Below are 19,631 nucleotides of genomic sequence, written 5' to 3' on the forward strand. Positions count from 1 at the left end.
CGGCGGATCTTCGGACGTATGCAACCGGACGCAGCGGTCGGCCGCGCGGGCGGGCGTGAGTCGCCCGTACCGGCCAGTCGCCGCGGGGTGGGGGCCTGATGGGCCGCGCCGTCAGCGTCTCGCTCCAGAAGGGCGGCGTGGGCAAGACCACCGTCGCGATCAACCTCGCGGACGCGCTCGCGGGCCGCGGCCACGACGTACTGCTCGTGGATCTGGACCAGCAGGGCAACGCGACCGAAGGCGTGGGACTCAAAAACGAATACGAACGGGACTCGCCCCACGTCGGCGACGTGCTGACCGACGACGATCCGGTCGATGCCACGGAAGTGGTCGTCGCCCGCGAGGGGTTCGACGTGCTGCCGGCCCACGTCGACCTCGACGAGATCGAGGACCGCATCCGCAACTCCACGTTCGGGATGCTGTGGGTGCGCCGCCGGATCATCGACCCGCTGCTCGAGGCGGAGTACGACTACGTCGTCGTCGACTCGCCGCCGAGTCTGGGCCCGCTCTCGGACGCGGCGCTGATCGGCACCGGCCACGTGATCGTCCCACTACTCATGAGCGAACCCAGTGTCAGCGGCTTCGAGCGCATGTGGGACCAGCAGATCCTCCCCATCCGCAACGAGGTTGACCTCGAACTGCTGGCCATCGTCCCGAACGACCTCTCGGGCAACAACGAGGAGCGCCGCATCATCGAGGATCTGGAGGACTCGCCGTTCGTCGACAGCCTCCCCGACTTCTGTCGCTCCGCGGCGTTCGACAACCCCGACTCTCCCGGGCCGGGGATCCGCCACCGCATCGCGTTCAGCCGCGCGTGGCGCGACGGGCAGACGCTCCGGGAGTACGACCCAGAGAACGACATGCTCGACAGATTCGACCAACTCGCCGAGATCGTAGAGGACCATGCCTGACGACAACCGCTTCGCCGGCCTCTCGGACGCCGAGAAGGAGGAACTCGACGCCGCCGCCCCCGAGGAATCGGGGAGCGAGGACGGCGACGACGAGGGCGAGGAAGAGGGTGGGGGCGGCCCCGCCTTCGAGTTCGACGCGACCACGGCCAAGAGCATCTACGTCCGGCCAGAGACGCTCGAAACGCTGGAAGACGCCGAGTTCGAAGTCGAGATGCTCCTGCGCCGCGAGCACGGCATCCGCGACGTGACCGGCCGGGAGTTCCACGACGCCGCGGTGCAGGTGCTCGCCGAGCACGCCGACGAAGTCGTCGAACAGATCCTCGACGAACGCGACACCGAGTAGCTACAGGCCGAGTTCGTCGCTCACGTCCTCGATGAACTGCGCCTGATCCGGACTGGTCGAGAGGAACTCAATCTCGTCGAAGCCGGCGCCGCGGTGGCGCTCGACCGCTTCGCGCACGTCCGTTGGGTCGTCGGTGACCAGTCCCCAATCTGCCCAGTCCTCGCGGGGAATCTTTCGCCCCCGACGCTCCACCTCGCGGGGGTCGTACACGTCCTCCGAGAAGTCGACCGCCATCGACCCGGTCCAGAACTCCACCCCGTCGACGGCGGCCTCGGGGTCGTCGGCGTAGGCGACGCCCATCTGTCTGATCCGCTTGATGTCGCTAGGGTCTCGACCCGCTTCTTCGGCGCCGGCCTCGATAGCCGGCGCCAGTTCCTCCCGGTAGGTCTCGGGATCGACTAGCGTGAGCAGGCCGTCGGCGTACTCCCCGGCGACGCGGGCGCTCTTTGGCCCGTTGGCGGCGACGAACAGCGGCGGTCGCTCGTCGGGCAGCGTGTACAGTTTCGCGTCGTCGGTCGACCAGTAGTGGCCGTCGTAGCTCACCCGCTCGCCGTCCCAGAGGCGGCTGATGATCTCGCAGGCGTCCCGCATCCGGCGGTTCCGCTCGGGGTAGTCGGGCCAGTCGTAGCCCAGCGGGCGCTCGTTCATCGCCTCGCCGGTCGCGAGCGTGAGGTGGACCCGCCCGGGCGCCATCGACGCCAGCGTCGCGAACGTCTGGGCGATCAGGCCGGGGTGGTAGCGGCCGATGGCCGGGGTGACGCCGGTGCCCATGCGCACCTCGTCGGTACGTTCGAGTGCGGCGCCGAGCCACGGCCACGCGGCGCCGCAGTGGGCGTCGGTGTGCCACCACGGATGGAAGTGGTCGCTGGTCCAGACGCTGTCGAAGCCGGCGGCTTCGGCCTGTTCCGCGTGGTCGAGAAGCGTCGTCGGGCTGTACTGCTCGTGGGCGGCGAACACGCCGATATCCATGGCTCCTCACTCGGGCGCCTGCGGCAAAAAACGGCGGCGTGGTCGTGGTCTCTACCAGGGGGTCTGGTCGTCGGGCGCGCCGACGAACTCGAACAGGTCCTCGTAGTCCGCGGGGAGGCCGTCGGCGACGTCGTCGACCTCGCCGGCCGGCACCACGTCGGCGACGAGCGCCACGATGGCCTGTGTGCGGACGTTCGCCTCGCCCTCGTCGACCTCGGCCGTCTCGGCCACACGCGCGATGAACTCCTGGTAGTCGAAGCGCTGGCCCGACTCGGCGTCGCGGAGGTAGTAGCCGATCTCGCGGGGGAGGGGGCCGGCGAGGTCCTTGGCCTCGTCGGCCTGCAGCCGTTCGCCGAGTGTCGTCAGGACCGCCCGGGTGTTCCGGACGGCCGCCCCCATATCTGCCTCGTCGATGCGGTGTTGCACTTCGCCGATGAATTCGCTGTAGTCCATAGTAGAGTCTCTTGTCGGTGGTTGGCACTCGGTGCGTTCTGTCGCTCCACCGCGAAACGATGCTCCGAGAACTTGTAACGCTACTGGCCGATCAGTTCGGCTGGGCTTCGGTGTCGATCTCGACGTTGGTGTACTTCGAGAGCGCGCCGAGCTGGCCGTACATCGGCATGTCGACCCAGTCGTAGCTGAACCGCTCCATCGACGGGTAGCCGTAGTTGATCAGCGCACAGTCCTCCCAGTTAGCCTCCTCGAGTTTGCGGATCGCGCCCGCACGGATCTGGCGGTCCTCCTCGGTGTCGCGCTTGTTGTTCTGCATCGTCTGCCACGCCTCACGGGCGCGCTGGGAGGCGTCGGTACCGGTCCAGTTGAGGCCGACCAGCGGCGCCCCGCTGACGCCCTCGTGGTTGGTCGTCCGGGTGTTCTCGGGGTACAGCAGCGCGAGCACGTTCATCGGGTCGGCCCACGCCATCCCCCAGGAGCCCAGCCCGGAGTCGCGGTTGCCGGCGAACTCCCGGTCGAGCAGCGTCGAGAACTCTGCCGTGTTGATTGTGAGTTCGATGTGGGCGGCCGAAAGCTGGTCACGGAGCCGCCCCGAGATCTGATCGTTGGTCGCCCCCGGCGTGTTGATGATCTCGAACTGATAGGGGTCGCTCTGGCTGTAGCCGGCGTCCTCCATGAGCTGTCGGGCCGACTCGAGGTCGGACTCCCCGTAGCCGTAGGGGTAGTTCTCGCGAGCGTGCTCCTTGGCGGCTTCGGGACCGCCGGGCCACAGCGAGCGCGGCGTCATGTGGTAGCCCGGCGTGAGTCGGCCCTTGTAGGCACCCTCGGAGAGTTCCTCGTGGTTCATCACGTAGGCCACTGCCTTGCGGGCCGGCTCGATCACGTTGTTCGTGTTGAACAGCATGAACGCCGTCGAGAGCCCGGCGATGCGGAGGTAGTCCGCGGTCTCGTCGTTCTGGAGCGGGCCGTACGTCCCGATCTGGCGCCCGATGTCGTCGGTCTCCTCGACGGTGACCTTCCCGGAGTCGTACTGCGCGTTCGGGATCGGGAACACGTCGACGTTCCGGTTCATCGCGTGGTTGAACTTCGCGTTCGGGTCGGCCATCACCTGCCAGTGAACGCGGTCGATGCTCGGCGCCTCGCCGTAGTAGTCGTCGTACACCGTCACCGACGCCTCGTTGTCGGGGCTCCAGTTCTCGAACTCGAAGGGGCCCGTCCCGACTGGTTCGGACGTGAACTGGTCGTAGGCGACCTTCCCCTCGTAGCCCTCGATGTCGCCGACGATGCCCTCGGGGAGGACGACGAAGGAGACGTCCGACATGATGTCGAGCGCCGCGTAGTACGGCGAGGAAAGCGTCACTTCGACGGTGTAGTCGCCGGTGGCCTCGACGCCGAGGCTGCCCGGAACGTAGTTCCCCTCGTCGTCGGTCTCGTGGGTGACGCCGAGGTCGTCGAGCAGCACGTAGTCCGAGGTGGAGTTGTCCGAGGCCGCGAGGCGCTCCCACGAGTAGACGACGGCGTTGGCGTCGATCTGGTCGCCGTTGTGGGCGACGACGTCCTCACGCATCGTGAACGTGTACACCGTCCCGTCGTCGGAGACGTCGACGCTCTCGGCGATCAGGTTCGTGATGTCGGCGGTGCCGTGGGGCTTGCCCACGAGGCCGTCGAACATCTGGGCCACCTTCTCGGACTCGGTGGTCAGCACCGTCGCAATCGGGTCGAGCGTGTTCGCCGACTCGTTGATGAGTCGGAGCGTCGACTGATCGCCGTTCGAGGACGTCTCGGTCCCGTCGGTCTCTTGGGACTCCGTTGGGGTGTCGCTCCCGAGTTCCTCCGGCGGCGTCGAGTCGCCGCCGCTACTACAGCCAGCGAGCACGCCGGCCGTCGCGAGGCCGCCGGTCGCTTTCAGGAACCGCCGTCGCTGCACGCCGTCTGCATCAGACATACCGTTCCCTGTTAGAGCGCACGGTTAGGTTTTGTGGTGGTTCCAGCCCCCTCGTTACGGAGGAGAAACACGTCGAGGACTCCGGTTTCGGACGGCTGGGGGAAGACGTATTAACGGGGGACTAATTGGTCCGGGCACGGATGAGTCGCTGGAGTTACTTCGCGCGCAGGGTCCTCCTGATGATCCCCATCGTCTTTTTCGGCACCACCATCACGTTTCTGGTGCTGCGGATGGGGCCGATGGACCCGGCCGCCGCCGTGATCGCGGGGGCGGGAGATACGGAGGCCTACGAGTCTGTTCGGCAGAGTCTGGGGCTGGACCAACCGCTCTGGCTGCAGTACGTCGAGTATCTGCGGGATCTGTTCACCCTACAGCTCGGCTACTCGTGGGTAGTGAATCGGGGGCGGCCGGTCTGGGAACTGATCGGGGTCTACGCCCCGCGCACCATCTGGCTAGGGTTCTGGGCGGTGATGCTGCCGCTGTTCATCGGCCTCCCGCTCGGCTTCTACGCCGGCCTCAACCCCAACACGCTCAGCGACTACCTCGCTTCCTTCGGCGGCATCGTCTGGCGGGCGATGCCGAACTTCTGGCTCGCGGTGATTCTCGTCTCGGTGCTGACCCAGTCCGATCAGCTGTTCGGCTTCGACTGGGAGTCGTGGCTGGTCCAGACCCAGATCGTCACGCCACCGGAGCTCCAACGGCTCTGGGTGCCGTCGAACTTCCTCGCGGCGTTCAAGGCGATCCTCCCGGCCGCGCTGGTGCTCGGATCGGCGTCGATGGGCAACGAGATGCGGATCGGCCGGACCGCCGTACTGGAGACGGTCAACGAGAACTACGTGGAGACGGCCCGTGCGAAGGGCGTCCCGCGTCGGACCATCATCTCGAAACACGTGTTCCGGAACGCGCTGATCCCGCTGGTGCCGATCATCACGGGTGAGGCGTTCCTCCTGCTCGGCGGCAGCGTGCTCGTCGAGACGGTGTTCAGCATCAACGGGCTGGGCTACCTGTTCTACTCGGCGACGATCAACGCCGACCTCCCGCTGGTGGGCTCGCTGATGTTCTTCTTCATCCTGCTCTCGGTCGGGATCAACATCCTGCAGGACCTGCTGTACACGCTGATCGATCCCCGCGTCGGCTACGGGGGTGAGGGCGCGTGAGCGCCGTCGACTACCCCGTCGACGAGGACGAGCAGACGCTACTCGAACGGATTCAGGACGAACCCGGGCCCGCGCTGAAACTGCTCGCGGTCGTCGTGCCGCTGTTTGCCGTCGAGTTCGGCGCCGTCGCCAGCCTCGTGATGAGCCTCCCGTGGAGCGCCGTCGGCTCGGCGCTCCCCGGGTTCTTGCAGGGGCTCGCAGGCGCACTCGCGGGCGTCGGCGACGCGCTCGCGAACCTCCCGACGCTGCTCTCGCGCTCGGTGATCGACAACTCCGGCTACCAGCTGCCCTCGGGCGAGTGGGTCGGGACGACGCTGGGGCTCTCCCCGGCCGTCGCGTGGCTGCTCCGCGTGCTGCTCGTCTACGCCTACGGCTTCGCGTGGATGGCGGTCGGCTGGTGGGTGTATCTGGTCTACCGCGACAACTACCGCTACGCCGACTGGGCGCCCGTCGACGACATGGTCAACCGCTTTCGCAACCACTCGTGGGGCCTGCTGGGGCTGGCGATCATCTTCGCGTTCGTCGTGCTTGCACTGTTCGCGCCGGCGCTCGGCCCGACCACCGTCGAGGCCAACATCTCCGACCCGTACCTCCACACCGTCGAGTACTTCGACGAGGAGGCCGGGTCGGTACAGGAGATCTACGTCGGCGACGCCAACCGCGACTCGCAGTCCCGCGGGCAGGGCGGCGACAACGTCGGCCCGCTCTCGTACGACCAGTTCGGCCGCTTCCACCCGTTCGGCACGCTGCCCAGCGGGAAGGACCTCTTCACGTTCATGGCGGCGGGGGCGCGGGTGTCGCTGTTCATCGGCGTCCTCAGCCTGCTTATCGCGGGCGGCATCGCGGTAACGTTCGCGCTCGCGACGGCCTACTACAAGGGGCTGGTCGATCTGGGGGTGGTGATCGCCAGCGACTCGATCCAGTCGCTGCCCCAACTGCTGTTCATCATGCTCGCCTCGTTCGTGCTCTCAGGGACGTGGCTCGCGAACCTCTACAGCGGGGGTGTTGTGCTCGCGCTGCTGTTCGGGTTCACCGGCTGGCCGGGGCTCTGGCGGGCGGTACGTGGCCCCGCGTTGCAGGTGTCCGAACGCGAGTGGATCGACGCCGCCAAGAGCTTCGGTCAGCGACCGTCGGTCACGATGCGGAAGCACATGCTGCCCTACGTCGTGGGCTACCTGCTGATCTACGCCTCGCTCACGCTGGGCGGCGTGATCATCGGCGTCGCCGGGCTCTCCTTCCTCGGACTGGGGATCAACGCCCCGACGCCCGAGTGGGGGCGCGCGGTCAGCGCGGGACAGCCCTACGTCCCCACGCAGTCGTGGCACATCTCGCTGATCCCGGGGATCATGGTCGTTATCGTCGTCACCGGCTTCAACGCGCTGGGTGACGGCATCCGCGACGCCATCGACCCGCAGAGCGACGTTGGCACCGGCCAACAGGACGAGAGCGCCGCCGCAGGGGGTGGTGCCTGATGGCCGCCGACGCGAACGCGACCGGCGTCGACGAGCGACGCTCGTCTGCCCGTCAGACGCAGTCTGACGACGTCGACGCCGCCGAGAGCGCGGACGACCGCCTGCTCGAAGTCGAGAACCTCCGGACCGTGTTCCACACCGAGCGCGAAACGATCCGGGCGGTCGACGGCGTCTCCTTCGGCATCGAGGAGGGCGAGACGCTCGGCCTCGTCGGCGAGTCCGGCTCCGGGAAGTCCGTCACCGCCCGCTCGATCATGGGGCTGGTCGACGACCCCGGCGAACTCCTGCCGGGGAGTTCGGTCCGGTTCGACGGCCGCGAACTCACCGACCTGACCGAGAAGGGCTACGAGAGCGTCCGCGGCAGCGGCATCGCGATGGTGTTTCAGGACCCGCTCTCGACGCTCAACCCCGTCTATACCGTCGGCAATCAGATCGAGGAGGCGCTGTCGCTGCACCGCGGGCTCTCGGGCATCGACGCCACCGAGAAAGCCATCGAACTGCTGGAGGACGTCGGGATTCCGGACGCCGCACGCCGCGTCTCGGAGTACCCCCACGAGTTCTCCGGCGGGATGCGCCAGCGCGCCGTCATCGCGATGGCGCTGGCCTGCGACCCCGACGTGCTGGTCTGTGACGAGCCGACCACCGCACTCGACGTGACGATTCAGGCCCAGATCCTCGAACTGCTTTCCGACCTGCAGGCGGAACACGGGCTGAGCATCCTCTTTATCACCCACGACATGGGCGTCATCGCCGAAGTCGCCGACCGCGTCGCCGTGATGTACGCCGGCGAAATCGTCGAACAGGCGCCCGTCGTGGAACTGTACGAGAACCCGCGCCACCCCTACACTCGCGGGCTGCTCCGGTCGATCCCGAGCACCCAGCAGGGTGCCGAGCGACTGGAGACCATCGCGGGCGAGGTACCGACGCCGAACAAGGCGGCGACGGACTGCCGGTTCGCGCCGCGCTGCCCGGAGGCGTTCGACGCCTGTGAGGAGGTCCATCCCGTCCCAGTGCCCGTCGAGGAGGGCGCCGAGGACCACACGGCCGCCTGCCTGCTCTACCCGGAAGACGAGCCTCGGAAGGCAGCGGTCGACCGACACGCCGCCGCAGGAGACGAGGACAGTCCTGAATCCGCCGGCAGCACTGGAGGTGATTCCCGATGAGCCAACAGCCAGAACGCGGCGACACCGGCCTCGCGGGCCTCGACTGTGCGCCCGGCGAGACGCTGCTGTCGGTGCGTGACCTCCGGACGTACTACGAGTCGGGCGACCTCATCGGCGGCCAGCCCGTGAAAGCCGTCGACGGCGTCAGCTTCGACGTGAAGAAAGGCGAGACCATCGGCGTCGTCGGCGAGTCTGGCTGTGGGAAGACCACGCTGGGGCGCACGCTGGTCCGCCTCGAAGCCGCCACGGGTGGCGAGGTCCGCGTCGGCAGCGACGACGTGACCGAACTCTCCGGCGAGGACCTCAAGGCGTGGCGCCGGAACGCGCAGGTCGTGTTCCAGGACCCCGAGTCCAGCCTCAACGACCGGATGACCATCGGCGAGATCATTCGGGAGCCACTGGATGTCCACGACTGGGGTACCCCCGCCGAGCGCCGCGCCCGCGTGCGGGACCTGCTGGAGAAAGTGGGGCTGCAGGAGGAGCACTACTACCGCTACCCCCACCAGTTCTCTGGCGGGCAGCGCCAGCGGATCGGGATCGCCCGCGCGCTGGCACTCGAACCGGAGTTCGTGGTGCTCGACGAGCCAGTGTCGGCGCTGGACGTCTCGGTGCAGGCCCAGATCCTGAACCTCCTGATGGATCTGCAGGACGAACTCGGCCTCACCTACCTGTTCATCGCCCACGACCTCAGCGTCGTCCGGCACATCTGCGACCGCGTGGCCGTGATGTATCTCGGCAACGTGATGGAACTCGGCCCGACCGATGAGCTGTTCGAGGACCCCGCGAACCCCTACACTCGGGCGCTGCTGTCGGCGGTCCCCGAGCCTGATCCGACCGCCGAAATCGACCGCATGACACTGCGCGGGACGCCGCCGAGCCCCCGAGACCCACCCGAGGGCTGTGCGTTCTCGACGCGCTGCCCGGTCAAGATCCGGCCGGACGGGTCCGACGAAGTGGATGAATCGACGTGGGAGGCCGTGGAGGTGTTCCGCGAGACGCTGCGGGCCCGGAGCCGAACCGAGCGCTCGCTCTCGGAACGCGCCCGTGAACTGATCGGCCTCGAAACGCGCTTTGCGACCGTCGACGAGGTGGTCGGGGAGCTGTTCACCGACCGGGACATCCCGGTGTCGGTCAAGGAGCCGGTCGACCAAGCCGCTGACCTCGCCCGCGAGGGCGACGAGGACGCCGCGCTGGAGCACCTCAAAGGGGAGCTCGGCAGCGTCTGTGACCACGAGTCGCCTGAGGACCACGCTGTCGGCACAGAAGGGCGCGAGAGCCGCTGTCACCGCCACGCTGCGGAGTACGAGGAGCCGTCGGCGGTCGGCCCCTCGGTCGGCGGCGAGGACTGATGGCCGACGACTGGCAGCCGCCGGGCGGGCCGAGCGAGGGCGAGAGCCAAATCCGCTTCCGTCTCCGGCAGGCCGTCGATGCGCTGGTGTACGGCGTTGCCGTCACGCTCGTCGTCGGCGCCGCCGCCACGGCTCTCTCGTTCGCGCTCGGGGGTGGCTGGTTCGGCGTGGAGTTCGCGCTGTTTCTCGTCGGTGCCGCGGTACTGGCCTACGCCGCCTTCCAACTCCGGCCGGCGAAGCGCTGGAGCGTGGAGTTCCAGGAGGACGGCTACCGGATCACCCGCCCCGGCGACGACGCGGCGGTCGTCGGGAGCCGCGAGGAGACGCGCTTTCAGGCGACGGTCCAGCGCGTGCCGCCGCTGTCGTCGATGGGGCTCCCCGCCGAGTCGCGACTCTCGCCGGCCGCGAAGCTGTTGGTCGCGGGGATCGTGATGCTGCTCGCCTCCGTCCTGCTGGAGGCGCTGCTGTTCTGGTAGTCAGGCTTTTCCCCGCGCTGCCCCCTGAATCGGCTATGAGCGAGGACGCCGACCACGACGCCCGGAAGGAGGGAACCGCGGCGGCCGTCGACGACGCGCGCCGGATCGCCGAACAGCGCCGCGAGGACGGCTGGGACGCCGTCGTCGTCCCCGCCGTCGACACCGCGCCGGTGCCGGAGGACGCCGAGCAGGGCTACTCGGGGTTCGTCCACGTCGTCCCCGAGAGCGTCGCCGACGACGTCGAGGCGGCGTGTGCGCGGGCCGAGTTCCCGCAGTACGACGCCTACCGCCGACAGGTCGGCGAGGAGTTCTTCTTCGTCGTCGAACTGCTCGACCCCGACACCGAGACGGCACTGCTGATCGCGGGAACGTACCGAACCACCGACGCCGCGGCGCTCTACCGACAGGGCAGCCGCGAGGGCGTCGTTAGAACCCATCTCCGGCGGCTGAACGGCGAGACGCTCGGCTCCGTGGAACACGAGAACGTCGCGAAGCTGTTCCCCGAGGGGATGCAGACGGTCGCCGGGCGGCAGTAGCTCAGTCGCAGGTGGCCGTGCACTCGGTGGCGTCGGCCTCGGTCGGCTCGGAGTCGGCGGGCTCGGAGTCGGCGGGCTCGGACTCCGACGGCTCGGTTCCCTTCGCGGTGTAGACGCGCTTGCGGGCGTCCTTCAGGCAGATCTCTTCGGTGACGAGTCCGGCCGACTCGAGGCGGCCGAGCGCGTCACGCACGGTCCGGCCCGCAAGCTGGGTCTCCTCGGTGACCTGGCTCTGGGTCATCCGGTCGTTCTCCTGGAGCACCAGATGCACCAGCTTCGCGCTCGGCGGGAGATCCGCCATCTCCGCCTCGGAGGCGGCCTCGCTCACGGCCGGCCCCCCGTGTCGCGGGTGATCGTGGAGGGGTGGCCGTCCGTCGCCGGGCTCGCTTGACGCGGGTGGTTCGTTTGCACAATGTCGCGTATGCGTGCGCGACCCTTAAGCGATTCTTGACCCCCAGGTAACCGGGTGACACGAGTGTTACCGGGCGCTCAGTCGTCGTCGATGCCGACTGCCCGGACCGGCGCGCCGTCGCCGTCCAGCGAAAGCGGGAGTGCGCGGAGTTCGAACCGCTCCGGGACCGCGTGAAGGTTCGTGAGGTTCTCGAACACGAGCAGCCCCGCGCCGAGCAGCGCGTGGTGCGCGGCGAACGCGTTGCGATCCGCGGGCGCGTCGCCGTCGCCCTCCGCTGGCGGTGTCGGATCAGGGCTGAAGCCGTCTATCCCGACCGCGTAGCCCGATTCGATACAGCGCTCCGCTGCTTCGACCGAGACGTAGGGATGGTCGCGGTAGCGCTCGCTCCCCCAGTGGCGGTCCCAGCCAGTCCGGAACAGCACGCAGTCGGCGTCCGTCTCCGGCACGCGCGTGGCGGGTATTGGCTCGCGCGCGCCGAGATCCGTACAGTCGACGACGACGGCGTCGCGGACGAACGCCGAGATCGGATAGTCGCCGAGCGTCGCGCCCTCGGCCTCGGTGTGGGAGGGGGCGTCGACGTGCGTGCCGGCGTGGCTCCCGAGGGTGAGTTCGGTGACCCGACAGCCGTCGTCGGCGTACGTGTCGGCGGCACAGACGGCCACGTCGGGGTCGTCGGGGTAGGTCGGCATCCCGGACTCGATGGGGTGGGTAAGGTCCAGCACGGGAGTGCAGTCAGGAGCCGAGCGGAAATGGGTGACGCCGGCTCAGTCCACCGGCGACGCCCCCGACTCCTCCGGGCGGATCTCGCGGCTGATCTCCTTCCACTTCCCGCTGTTGAAGCGCCAGTAGTTGATCGCGGCGGGGATCAGCGTCTCGGCCATAAACGCGAGGTAGATGGCCCAGATCCCCAGCGCCGTCACGGAGCCGACGTACGCAAGCGGGATGGAGCCGCCGAACATCCCGAGTAGCTGACTCAGGAAGGGGACGCGGGTGTCGCCGCTGGCGTCCAGCGGGCCGATAGAGGACCCGGAGATGCCGCGGAACAGCATCGCCGCGCAGGCCGCGTAGATGAGGTTCACCGCGATGGGTTCGGTCGCCGGCGGGGAGTCGGGGTTGATGAACAGTCCCACTAGTGGCTCAGCGAATACCGCGGCGATCAGCGCCGAAACGGCGTAGGTGGCGACCGAGAAGCGGATGATGTCCCGGCCGTACGCCTCCGCGAGCGCCTCCTTGCCCTTCCCGAGTGCCTGCCCGGTGAGACTGGACGAGGCGAGGCCGAACCCCCAGCCGGGCGTGTTCATGATGCCCCAGATGCGCCGGGCGACGACGAACGCCGCCAGCGTGCCGTCGCGGTACGTGCCGAGGATGGCCAGCATCGGGAACTCCGCCACGGTCCAGACGAGGTTCCGGGCGCCGACGGGGGTGCCGATCCGCACCAGATCCTTGAGCGTCGAGGGGTCGGCGTAGGTACCCCACGGGTCGACCTCGACGGGGAAGTCGCCGAACGCGGGTGCGCTGCCCCGGGAGATCCCGATCGCGAACGCCGTCACCGCGAACACGTTCGAGAGCACGGTGCCCATCGCGGCGCCGGCGACGCCCCAGCCGAGCGCGAAGATGAAGATGGCGTTGAGTGCGATGTTGACGAACGCGCCGCCGGCCCGGACCTGCATCGCGGTGTAGGCGTCGTCGGCGCCGACGAGCACGCGGCTCCCGACGAGGTTCAGGCCGGCGAAGGGGATCCCCAGGCCGACCACCTTGAGGTACGTCGCGCCGAACTCGATCTGGGCGGGGTTGCTGTTGATCAGCGTCACCAGCCCTCGGGGGAAAAACCAGAAGGCGGCGGTCACCGGCAGCGAGATGACGACCACCAGCAGCACGCTCGAGCGCACGGCCAGTCCCAACTCCTCGTAGGCGTTGGCGCCGTAGCGTTGGGAGACCAGCGCGATGGTGCCGCCGGCGACGCCGCCGCCGATGGCGAACGCGAGCCCCCAGAACGGGCCGGCGACGCCGACCCCGGCGATGGCGTCGGCACCGAGGACGGCACCCACCATCGCCACGTCGGCGGCGTTTTTCGACATCCGGGCGACCCCGGTGACGATCCGGGGCCACGCCAGGTCGGCCGTCTCGACGGCGCGCTGGCGGTCGATCAGACCGAATCGGGCCAGCGCGAGCCCGATGTAGAGGATCGGAAGTCGGAGGACGTCTCCAGTGCGGGACACTCGTCCGGGCGTTCTCCCCCGACCGCGAAATGGTTTGCCCATCCCGCCGGGTTCGCCGGCTTCGGGATGGGGCTACGCGGCCAGTGAATGAACCACCCCACCCGACCTGACTGTGTGCTCCTCGGCGACGCTGGAGTGATCCGAGCCGGCCCATCGAGCGCGTTCTCAGCCCGTCACTTCGGCATCGACTGGCGACGCGACGACGTGGGCCAGCACTGCACCGACTACCAGCACGCCCCCAGCGGCGGCCAGCGCGGCGCCCGGCGAGACGGCGTCGGAAAGCAGGCCGCTGCCGAGTTGGAACGGGATCACCGCCAGCCCGCTCACCATCGACATCGCGCTGAGCGTCGTCGCCCGGCCGACGTCGTCGATGCGGTCGTTGACGTACTGGCTCGCGAACACGCGCGTCGCCTCCGAGAGCCCGCGCACGAGCACGAACGCGACGAACGCCGAGACCGGCAGCACCCACTGGCCGACGAGCAGCAGGCCGACACCGACCGGGACGGCGACGAACCAGAGCCGAAGCCCCACGGTCTCCCGGATCCACTCCGCGCGGTAGGTGAAGGCGGCGGCCGCGAGGCTGATCCCCGCGTAGTACCAACCCAGCAGCGTCTCCACGTCGCCGAGTTGGTAGCCCGCGGCGACCGTCTCGATCCGGGGCTGGAGGAAGATGAAGGCGAGATACGTCGCCGCCGAGAACAGCACGTAGTAGAGCACGAGGAAGGCCCGGAGCCGCGGGTCCGCGAAGGCGGCGCGCACGGCGTCGAGGCTGGCCGAGAGCGTCGTCCGGTCGGCCGGGTCGTCGCCGCCGTCGTCCTCGACGGTGAGCAGGATGGCGGCGCCCAGCCCCGTCACCGCAGCAGCGGCGTAGAACGGATAGGCCAGTTCGATGGCGGCCAGATAGCCACCTGCGACGGCGGCGACGACGCCCGAGGCGAGCGCGAACGACTCGCCACGCCCCCGGAGATCCGAGAACGAGCGCCCCTTGCCGACTAGCGAGTCGTAGAGCCAGGCGTCCTCCGTGCCCGAACGGAACGTGTAGCCGAGCGACCAGCAGATGTACAGCACGAGAAAGGCCGGGAACGGGTCCGATAGGCCGCCTGCAACCCCAAGTCCTAGCAGGGTCAGGGTGATGAGGACCGTGCCGAGAATCAGCCCGTTCCGTCGGCCCAGTCGGTCGCCGAGATAGCCCGTCGGGACTTCCCCGAGCACCGTCGTCGCGTTGTAGGCGGCCTCGAGCACCGTGATCTGGAAAAAGGAGAGGCCGGCGCTCGCGAAGTAGAGGTACATGATCGGCCGGTAGAGTTCGACGGCCTTCGTAGCCTTGTAAGCGTAGTAGCGTGCGACGGCGGCGGAAGGCATCGCCCGAACACGGTAGCGCCGACGGGAAAAGCGCCCGGTTCGGCGAGCCACAAGAGCTACGACTGCTGGCGACCCACCTTCCGGCATGAGCGAGACAGACGACGACACGGCGTCGACGCCCGGCGCGGGCGAGGTGTTCTGCCGGGACTGCGGCGCGGTGATCAGCGAGAAGGCGGAGATCTGCCCGGAGTGTGGCGTCCGCCAGCAGTCGCCCACGTCCTCGATGGACGACTTGGTCGAGGTGCTGACCAACGGGGAGAACCCCTTCGTTGCGGCGGTCTACTCCGCGATGCTGCCGGGGCTGGGGCAGTTCTACAACCGTGAGCCGCAGAAGGGGGCGATTCTGCTTATTGCGGGTATGGTTTTGACAATCAGCATTGTCGGGATCGTACTCCTTCCGGTTATCTGGCTGTACGCCGTCTATGACGCCTACGTCGTCGCGGACGGCCGCTCGCCGCCCATCGGCGGCGACTAATCGAGGAGAACGGAGCCGACGACGAACAGGCCGTGATGGAGCACGATCCCCCACAGCAGCGCGGTCGCGACCGGGCCGGGCGGGCGCGAGACGCCGCCGCCGCTCAGCACGACGGCCACTGCCGGGAGGACGAAAAACGCCAGTACGAGGTAGGCGTGGACGTAGCGCTCGGGGAGCCGATCCAGCACCCCGACGTCGTCGCTCGTCTGCACACCTCGGCTCTCGCCGTGCCGGGCTATAACCCCAGCGGAGCGCGGCGGCAGACGACCCCGCGGCTCGCGGCGATGCCGCTCGCGTTCGAGGCTGTTTGCCGCCGCGCCGACGGCACGGCGTTTCCCAGCCTCGCCCTCGCCGAAAACTGAAGCTACAAACCCGCTCGGACACAGGTGCCGGTGTGTACAACGTCGCCATCGTCGGCTGTGGCGTGATCGGGAACCGACTCGCGGACGCGTTCGTCGCGCACGGCGACACGACCGTCTGGGCTGCCTGCGACCTCGTGGAGGAGAAGGTCGAATCGTTCGCCGCGGAGTACGACTGTGCGGCTTACACCGACTACGAGGCGATGGTCGCCGAGGAGGCGGTCGACATCGTCTACGTCGGCGTGCCGCCGAAAGTCCACCGCGAAGTCGTCGAGGCCGCCGTCGACGCCGGGAAGGCGGTGATCTGTGAGAAGCCCATCGCGGCGGACGCCACTGTCGGCGCCGAACTGGTCGCGCTGGAGGAGGCCACCGACCAGCCGACGGCGGTCAATCTTCCCTTCCGCTACACGCCCGGGGTCCGGGAGCTAATCGACCGCGTCGAGGCCGGCGAGATCGGCGAGGTCCAGCGGATCGAACTCACGTTCCGCTTCCCGCAGTGGCCCCGCGAGTGGCAGGACGTGGAGTGGCTGGCAGGCCGCGAGCAGGGTGGCCCCCTCCGGGAGGTGGGAACCCACTACCTGTTCGGCGTGCAGGAGGCGTTCGGCTCCATCGAGTGGGTCGACGCCGACATCGACTACTCCGCGCCCGGGCGCTACGAGGAGTCCATCACGGGCTACTTCGGCGTCGAGGGGATCCCAGGCATTATTGACCTGTTGACCGACTGTGATGTTGACGAGGAGAACTCCATGACCGTCGTCGGTACCGAGGGATCGCTCGAACTGCTCGACTGGTACCGTCTCGCCGAGAACGCCGGGGGCGAGGAGCAGCGCGTGGTCGTCGACGAACCGGGCGACACGACGCTCTCGCTGGTGGAGGCGTTCGTCGCCGAGTTGGAGGGCGAGGACGGCGATCTGGTGAGCTTCGCCGAGACTAACGACGTGCAGCAGGTCGTCGACGCGATTTTCGCGTCCGAGGGCGAGCGCGTGGTTGTCGGCGAGGAGTGAGGAGACCGTCGGGGATCCTACAGTAGGGTGAGGGTTGATTTTGGGACTGTTTCCGCGGAGTTCCCTGGGCCACTTGTGACCGCACAGCAACGGCCTGCGGCCACAGCCTCCCCAGCCGACTCGCTCCTGTACAGTCGCTCGTCCTCCGAGGGAGCAAGCTCACGAGGACCTCGCACGCTCGCGCCGCACACGGAGGTGCGGGCGCCTCGCGCGCCACCGCGACAGCGGTGTGGTGGACGCCTTGCGCTCGCGGAGGCCGCGAGCGCGGGGGAGTGGTGGGGAATCGGCGCTGCGGTCTCCAGTTGCCAACGAACGAGATGCTGTCGCGGTCGCTGTCCCAGTAGCTACCGGTCAAGACACCGTAGCGACCGCTGTCTACCCAGAACCTCCCCAACCAAAACCACTCCAAAAGACCTCCTACCGCCGCATCAGCAGCAGGCCGATCCCGCTCGCACAGGCGGCGATGACCGCGAACACGAGGAACAGCACCGTCTGGTTGGAGTACGTCAGGATCGTTCCGGCCATCCCGGCGCCGAGCGCACCGATGCCGAAGTTCCCCAGATAGGTGTAGCCATAGGAGAGGCCACGGGCGGCCTCGGGGGTGTACTCGGCGACGGCGGCCTGATACATCGGCTGGACGATGAACAGCGCGAAGCCGAGCACCGCACTCACCGCGAGCAGCGGCGCGGCGCCCATCGACGCCAGCGGGAGGAAGACCAGCGCGAGCACCGAGAGGCCGCCGAACGCGTAGGCGATCCCGCGGGCCGGCGACATCATGTCCGTGAGGCGGCCGCCGGCGTACTGGCCGAGGATGCCGACCGCCAGCAGGCCCGAGTAGACGTAGTTCGCGGGCTCCTGTTGCTTGCCGGCGATCTCGAGGGGCTGGAACGTCTCCAGGCCCGCCAGCAGATCAGGTAGGAACGTCAGCACGCCGCGGTAGTAGAGGCCGTTGAGTGCGACCACGAGGAAGACGAACGCGAACGCGCTGTGCACGACCGTCTTGGAGACGGCGAGGAATTCTCTGATGGAGTCGGGCGTCTCCTCGTCGTCGTCCTCGTCGGGTTCGCGCTCGTCGACGTCGATCCACAGCGCGGCGACGGCGGCGATGAACGCCGGAATCGCCAGAATCGCCGTCACCGTCTCCCAGTCGATGAACGCCAACATGATCGTCGTCGCCAGCGGGCCGGCGGCGATGCCGATGTTGCCGGCCATCCCGTGGAGCGCGAAGCCGCGCCCCTGCTCGGAGACGCCGGTACTGATCAGCGTCAGCCCCGCCGGGTGGTAGACGCTCGCTGCGGCGCCCCAGAGCACCAGCGCGACCGCAATCGCGATCACTGCGGGACTGACCGAGAGTATCGGGAGCGTCCCCAGCGCGCCGGTGGCGGCCGCGGGCGCTACCGAGAGCACGAGGAACGATCCCCCCATCCCGACCAGACAGAGCGCGATCAGCTTCCGCGAGCCGTAGCGGTCCGCGAGCACGCCGCCGGGGAGCGCGCCGAGGCCGAGCAGCGCCATTCCCACCGAGACGACGATCCCGAGCTCCGCGGGGTTCGTGGCGAACTCGGTCAGCCAGATGACGACGAGGATCGGCACCGACAGCTCGTAGGTGTGCAGCAGCGCATGGGCCGTCCCTGTCAGCCCGACGATACGCCGGTCGTTTCCGTCCATACCCACCCTCCCAACCCCTATCGGTTTCAAAGGACGGATTCCGCTCCGGCGACGGGTGAGAAAACCACCAGTTATATCTTATCGGCAGAGTATTACCGAGTATGGCGATAGACGACACCTCCCGGATCGAGACGACACATATCGGCAGCCTCCCGCGGCCGCCGGAACTGCTCGACCTCCTCCGCACCCGGCAGTCGGGCGGCGATGTGGACCCAGACGAGTGGGAGCGCGTGAGCAGCGAGGCGACCGACGACATCGTCGACCGCCAGTTGGCGACGGGGATCGACGAGATCAACAACGGCGAGCAGCCCCGCGTCTCGTTCAACTACTACGTCGGCGAGCGACTCACCAACATCGGCGGCCAGCGCGAGCAGGCGCTCTGGGCCGACCTCGAGGAGTACCCCGCGGTCGCCGAGGACACGTTCGAGACTGACGTGATCGACCTCGCCAGCCAGCCAGCGGTGACGGGCGAGATCCGCTACGACGGCTACGACGAGGCCGAACGGGAGATCGAGCAGTTCCACGACGCCCTCGAGGGTACGGATGTCGACATCGAGGACACGTTCTTCACCACCGCCTCACCCAGCGTCGTCGCGGCGACGCACGTCGACGAGCACTACGGCGACCACGAGGAGTACGTCTCCGCCATCGCCGACGCGATGGCCGAGGAGTACCAGCTATACGCTGACACGGGCGCGACCATTCAGATCGACGCGCCCGACCTGCTGGCGACGGGGCATTCCCACCTGTTCGCGGACAACTCCGTCGAGGAGTTCCGCGGCATCGTCGAGATGCACGTCGACGCGCTCAACGAGGCGCTCTCGGGCATCCCCGAGGAGCAGGTCCGCCTGCACACCTGTTGGGGGAGCTACGAAGGCCCCCACCACCTCGACACCGACCTCGCCGACATGCTGCCGACGCTCTACGAGGCCGACATCTCCGGGCTCAGCGTCGAGCAGGCGAACCCACGTCACCAGCACGAGTACCGCGCGTTCGCCGAGCACCCGCTGCCCGACGGCTGGACGCTCATCCCCGGCGTCGTCGACGTGAAGACGAACATCATCGACCACCCGGAAACCATCGCCGACCGCATCGAGCGCGTCGCGAACACCGTCCCGGACGACACCAAAATCGTCGCCGCACCGGACTGCGGGTTCGGCACGCAGGCCGGCCTCGGCATGGTCCACCCCGACATCGCGTGGCCCAAACTCGAGGCGCTCGTCGAGGGTGCCGAGATCGCGTCCGAACGACTCGACTGAGGCCCCGACGACCGCGATTTCTTGCGGTTTTTCCCACGTCCACCAGCGACTACTGTCGGCCCGACTGTGTTTTGGCTGGCCAAAACATCGACACGCTTT

20 protein-coding genes are annotated in these 19,631 nt (G+C 68.4%); 11 read left to right on the forward strand and 9 right to left on the reverse strand.

Going from position 1 to position 19,631, the window contains the following annotated elements:
* The first annotated feature begins 98 nt into the window (after positions 1–98).
* Together J2753_RS04945 and J2753_RS04950 are read left to right on the forward strand one after the other, a co-directional pair.
* Positions 99–911, forward strand: coding sequence for a ParA family protein (locus tag J2753_RS04945; protein ID WP_209490824.1), 813 nt, complete (start codon positions 99–101; stop codon positions 909–911).
* Entirely contained in the window at positions 904–1,254 is a 351-nt protein-coding gene (locus J2753_RS04950) for a hypothetical protein (RefSeq protein WP_209490825.1), read from the forward strand. Before J2753_RS04945 ends, J2753_RS04950 begins: the two co-directional genes overlap by 8 nt.
* Here the strand turns inward: J2753_RS04950 and J2753_RS04955 are convergent, their stop codons facing one another.
* From J2753_RS04955 to J2753_RS04965, 3 genes are all read right to left on the reverse strand, one after another.
* Complete coding sequence (locus tag J2753_RS04955; RefSeq protein ID WP_209490826.1) at positions 1,255–2,223, reverse strand: TIGR03557 family F420-dependent LLM class oxidoreductase; 969 nt, start codon at positions 2,221–2,223, stop codon at positions 1,255–1,257.
* Positions 2,224–2,274: 51 nt separating this feature from the next.
* Complete coding sequence (locus J2753_RS04960; RefSeq protein ID WP_245334481.1) at positions 2,275–2,676, reverse strand: DUF2267 domain-containing protein; 402 nt, start codon at positions 2,674–2,676, stop codon at positions 2,275–2,277.
* A 91-nt stretch (positions 2,677–2,767) separates the two neighbouring features.
* On the reverse strand, positions 2,768–4,621 hold the full coding sequence (locus tag J2753_RS04965; protein ID WP_209490827.1) for an ABC transporter substrate-binding protein: 1,854 nt from the start codon (positions 4,619–4,621) through the stop codon (positions 2,768–2,770).
* A 140-nt stretch (positions 4,622–4,761) separates the two neighbouring features.
* On the opposite strand from J2753_RS04965, the gene J2753_RS04970 reads away from it, so the two are divergent.
* The 6 genes from J2753_RS04970 to J2753_RS04995 are packed head-to-tail and all read left to right on the forward strand — an operon-like array spanning position 4,762 to position 10,774.
* Positions 4,762–5,778 carry an ABC transporter permease gene (locus J2753_RS04970; RefSeq protein ID WP_209490828.1) on the forward strand — a complete coding sequence of 339 codons (1,017 nt, stop codon included), beginning with the start codon at positions 4,762–4,764 and terminating at the stop codon, positions 5,776–5,778.
* Positions 5,775–7,250 (forward strand): ABC transporter permease, encoded by a 1,476-nt coding sequence (locus J2753_RS04975; protein ID WP_321168778.1) that lies wholly within the window; start codon positions 5,775–5,777, stop codon positions 7,248–7,250. The genes J2753_RS04970 and J2753_RS04975 overlap by 4 nt, the downstream gene beginning before the upstream one ends.
* Entirely contained in the window at positions 7,250–8,413 is a 1,164-nt protein-coding gene (locus J2753_RS04980) for an ABC transporter ATP-binding protein (protein ID WP_209490829.1), read from the forward strand. Before J2753_RS04975 ends, J2753_RS04980 begins: the two co-directional genes overlap by 1 nt.
* Positions 8,410–9,762, forward strand: a complete 1,353-nt coding sequence (locus J2753_RS04985; RefSeq protein WP_209490830.1) for an ABC transporter ATP-binding protein — start codon at positions 8,410–8,412, stop codon at positions 9,760–9,762. The genes J2753_RS04980 and J2753_RS04985 overlap by 4 nt, the downstream gene beginning before the upstream one ends.
* Positions 9,762–10,238, forward strand: coding sequence for a DUF7555 family protein (locus J2753_RS04990; protein ID WP_209490831.1), 477 nt, complete (start codon positions 9,762–9,764; stop codon positions 10,236–10,238). Before J2753_RS04985 ends, J2753_RS04990 begins: the two co-directional genes overlap by 1 nt.
* 35 nt (positions 10,239–10,273) lie before the next feature.
* A complete protein-coding gene (locus J2753_RS04995; RefSeq protein WP_209490832.1) occupies positions 10,274–10,774 on the forward strand; it encodes a DUF7529 family protein in 501 nt (166 codons plus the stop codon).
* Between the two features lies 1 nt (position 10,775).
* Here J2753_RS04995 and J2753_RS14665 read toward each other — a convergent pair whose 3' ends face one another.
* From J2753_RS14665 to J2753_RS05015, 4 genes are all read right to left on the reverse strand, one after another.
* Positions 10,776–11,102: a helix-turn-helix transcriptional regulator gene (locus tag J2753_RS14665; protein ID WP_345777178.1), complete on the reverse strand. Its 327-nt coding sequence runs from the start codon at positions 11,100–11,102 to the stop codon at positions 10,776–10,778.
* Positions 11,103–11,263: 161 nt separating this feature from the next.
* Complete coding sequence (locus tag J2753_RS05005; RefSeq protein ID WP_209490833.1) at positions 11,264–11,908, reverse strand: cyclase family protein; 645 nt, start codon at positions 11,906–11,908, stop codon at positions 11,264–11,266.
* 42 nt (positions 11,909–11,950) lie between these two features.
* Positions 11,951–13,405: an MATE family efflux transporter gene (locus J2753_RS05010; RefSeq protein WP_321168780.1), complete on the reverse strand. Its 1,455-nt coding sequence runs from the start codon at positions 13,403–13,405 to the stop codon at positions 11,951–11,953.
* Positions 13,406–13,570: 165 nt separating this feature from the next.
* Positions 13,571–14,767 carry an MFS transporter gene (locus tag J2753_RS05015; protein ID WP_245334482.1) on the reverse strand — a complete coding sequence of 399 codons (1,197 nt, stop codon included), beginning with the start codon at positions 14,765–14,767 and terminating at the stop codon, positions 13,571–13,573.
* Positions 14,768–14,852: 85 nt separating this feature from the next.
* Between J2753_RS05015 and J2753_RS05020 the strand changes: the two genes are divergently transcribed.
* Positions 14,853–15,242 carry a zinc ribbon domain-containing protein gene (locus tag J2753_RS05020; RefSeq protein ID WP_209490835.1) on the forward strand — a complete coding sequence of 130 codons (390 nt, stop codon included), beginning with the start codon at positions 14,853–14,855 and terminating at the stop codon, positions 15,240–15,242.
* On the opposite strand, the gene J2753_RS05025 is transcribed toward J2753_RS05020, so the two are convergent.
* Positions 15,239–15,454: a hypothetical protein gene (locus tag J2753_RS05025; RefSeq protein ID WP_209490836.1), complete on the reverse strand. Its 216-nt coding sequence runs from the start codon at positions 15,452–15,454 to the stop codon at positions 15,239–15,241. The genes J2753_RS05020 and J2753_RS05025 overlap by 4 nt on opposite strands.
* Before the next feature lie 182 nt (positions 15,455–15,636).
* Between J2753_RS05025 and J2753_RS05030 the strand changes: the two genes are divergently transcribed.
* Entirely contained in the window at positions 15,637–16,605 is a 969-nt protein-coding gene (locus J2753_RS05030) for a Gfo/Idh/MocA family protein (RefSeq protein WP_209490837.1), read from the forward strand.
* 417 nt (positions 16,606–17,022) lie between these two features.
* Here J2753_RS05030 and J2753_RS05035 read toward each other — a convergent pair whose 3' ends face one another.
* Entirely contained in the window at positions 17,023–18,273 is a 1,251-nt protein-coding gene (locus tag J2753_RS05035; protein WP_245334483.1) for an MFS transporter, read from the reverse strand.
* Between the two features lie 101 nt (positions 18,274–18,374).
* On the opposite strand from J2753_RS05035, the gene J2753_RS05040 reads away from it, so the two are divergent.
* Positions 18,375–19,532: a cobalamin-independent methionine synthase II family protein gene (locus J2753_RS05040; protein WP_209490838.1), complete on the forward strand. Its 1,158-nt coding sequence runs from the start codon at positions 18,375–18,377 to the stop codon at positions 19,530–19,532.
* Positions 19,533–19,631 lie beyond the last annotated feature (99 nt).

The sequence above is a fragment of the Halolamina salifodinae genome (assembly GCF_017874235.1).
Classification (GTDB): domain Archaea; phylum Halobacteriota; class Halobacteria; order Halobacteriales; family Haloferacaceae; genus Halolamina; species Halolamina salifodinae.

What these genes read in the sequence shown, in the direction of transcription:
- J2753_RS04945 (WP_209490824.1), top strand. Translation starts at nt 99, where the DNA reads ATGGGCCGCGCCGTCAGCGTCTCGCTCCAGAAGGGCGGCGTGGGCAAG.
- J2753_RS04950 (WP_209490825.1), top strand. Translation starts at nt 904, where the DNA reads ATGCCTGACGACAACCGCTTCGCCGGCCTCTCGGACGCCGAGAAGGAG.
- J2753_RS04955 (WP_209490826.1), bottom strand. Translation starts at nt 2,223, where the DNA reads ATGGATATCGGCGTGTTCGCCGCCCACGAGCAGTACAGCCCGACGACG.
- J2753_RS04960 (WP_245334481.1), bottom strand. Translation starts at nt 2,676, where the DNA reads ATGGACTACAGCGAATTCATCGGCGAAGTGCAACACCGCATCGACGAG.
- J2753_RS04965 (WP_209490827.1), bottom strand. Translation starts at nt 4,621, where the DNA reads ATGTCTGATGCAGACGGCGTGCAGCGACGGCGGTTCCTGAAAGCGACC.
- J2753_RS04970 (WP_209490828.1), top strand. Translation starts at nt 4,762, where the DNA reads ATGAGTCGCTGGAGTTACTTCGCGCGCAGGGTCCTCCTGATGATCCCC.
- J2753_RS04980 (WP_209490829.1), top strand. Translation starts at nt 7,250, where the DNA reads ATGGCCGCCGACGCGAACGCGACCGGCGTCGACGAGCGACGCTCGTCT.
- J2753_RS04985 (WP_209490830.1), top strand. Translation starts at nt 8,410, where the DNA reads ATGAGCCAACAGCCAGAACGCGGCGACACCGGCCTCGCGGGCCTCGAC.
- J2753_RS04990 (WP_209490831.1), top strand. Translation starts at nt 9,762, where the DNA reads ATGGCCGACGACTGGCAGCCGCCGGGCGGGCCGAGCGAGGGCGAGAGC.
- J2753_RS04995 (WP_209490832.1), top strand. Translation starts at nt 10,274, where the DNA reads ATGAGCGAGGACGCCGACCACGACGCCCGGAAGGAGGGAACCGCGGCG.
- J2753_RS05015 (WP_245334482.1), bottom strand. Translation starts at nt 14,767, where the DNA reads ATGCCTTCCGCCGCCGTCGCACGCTACTACGCTTACAAGGCTACGAAG.
- J2753_RS05020 (WP_209490835.1), top strand. Translation starts at nt 14,853, where the DNA reads ATGAGCGAGACAGACGACGACACGGCGTCGACGCCCGGCGCGGGCGAG.
- J2753_RS05035 (WP_245334483.1), bottom strand. Translation starts at nt 18,273, where the DNA reads ATGGACGGAAACGACCGGCGTATCGTCGGGCTGACAGGGACGGCCCAT.
- J2753_RS05040 (WP_209490838.1), top strand. Translation starts at nt 18,375, where the DNA reads ATGGCGATAGACGACACCTCCCGGATCGAGACGACACATATCGGCAGC.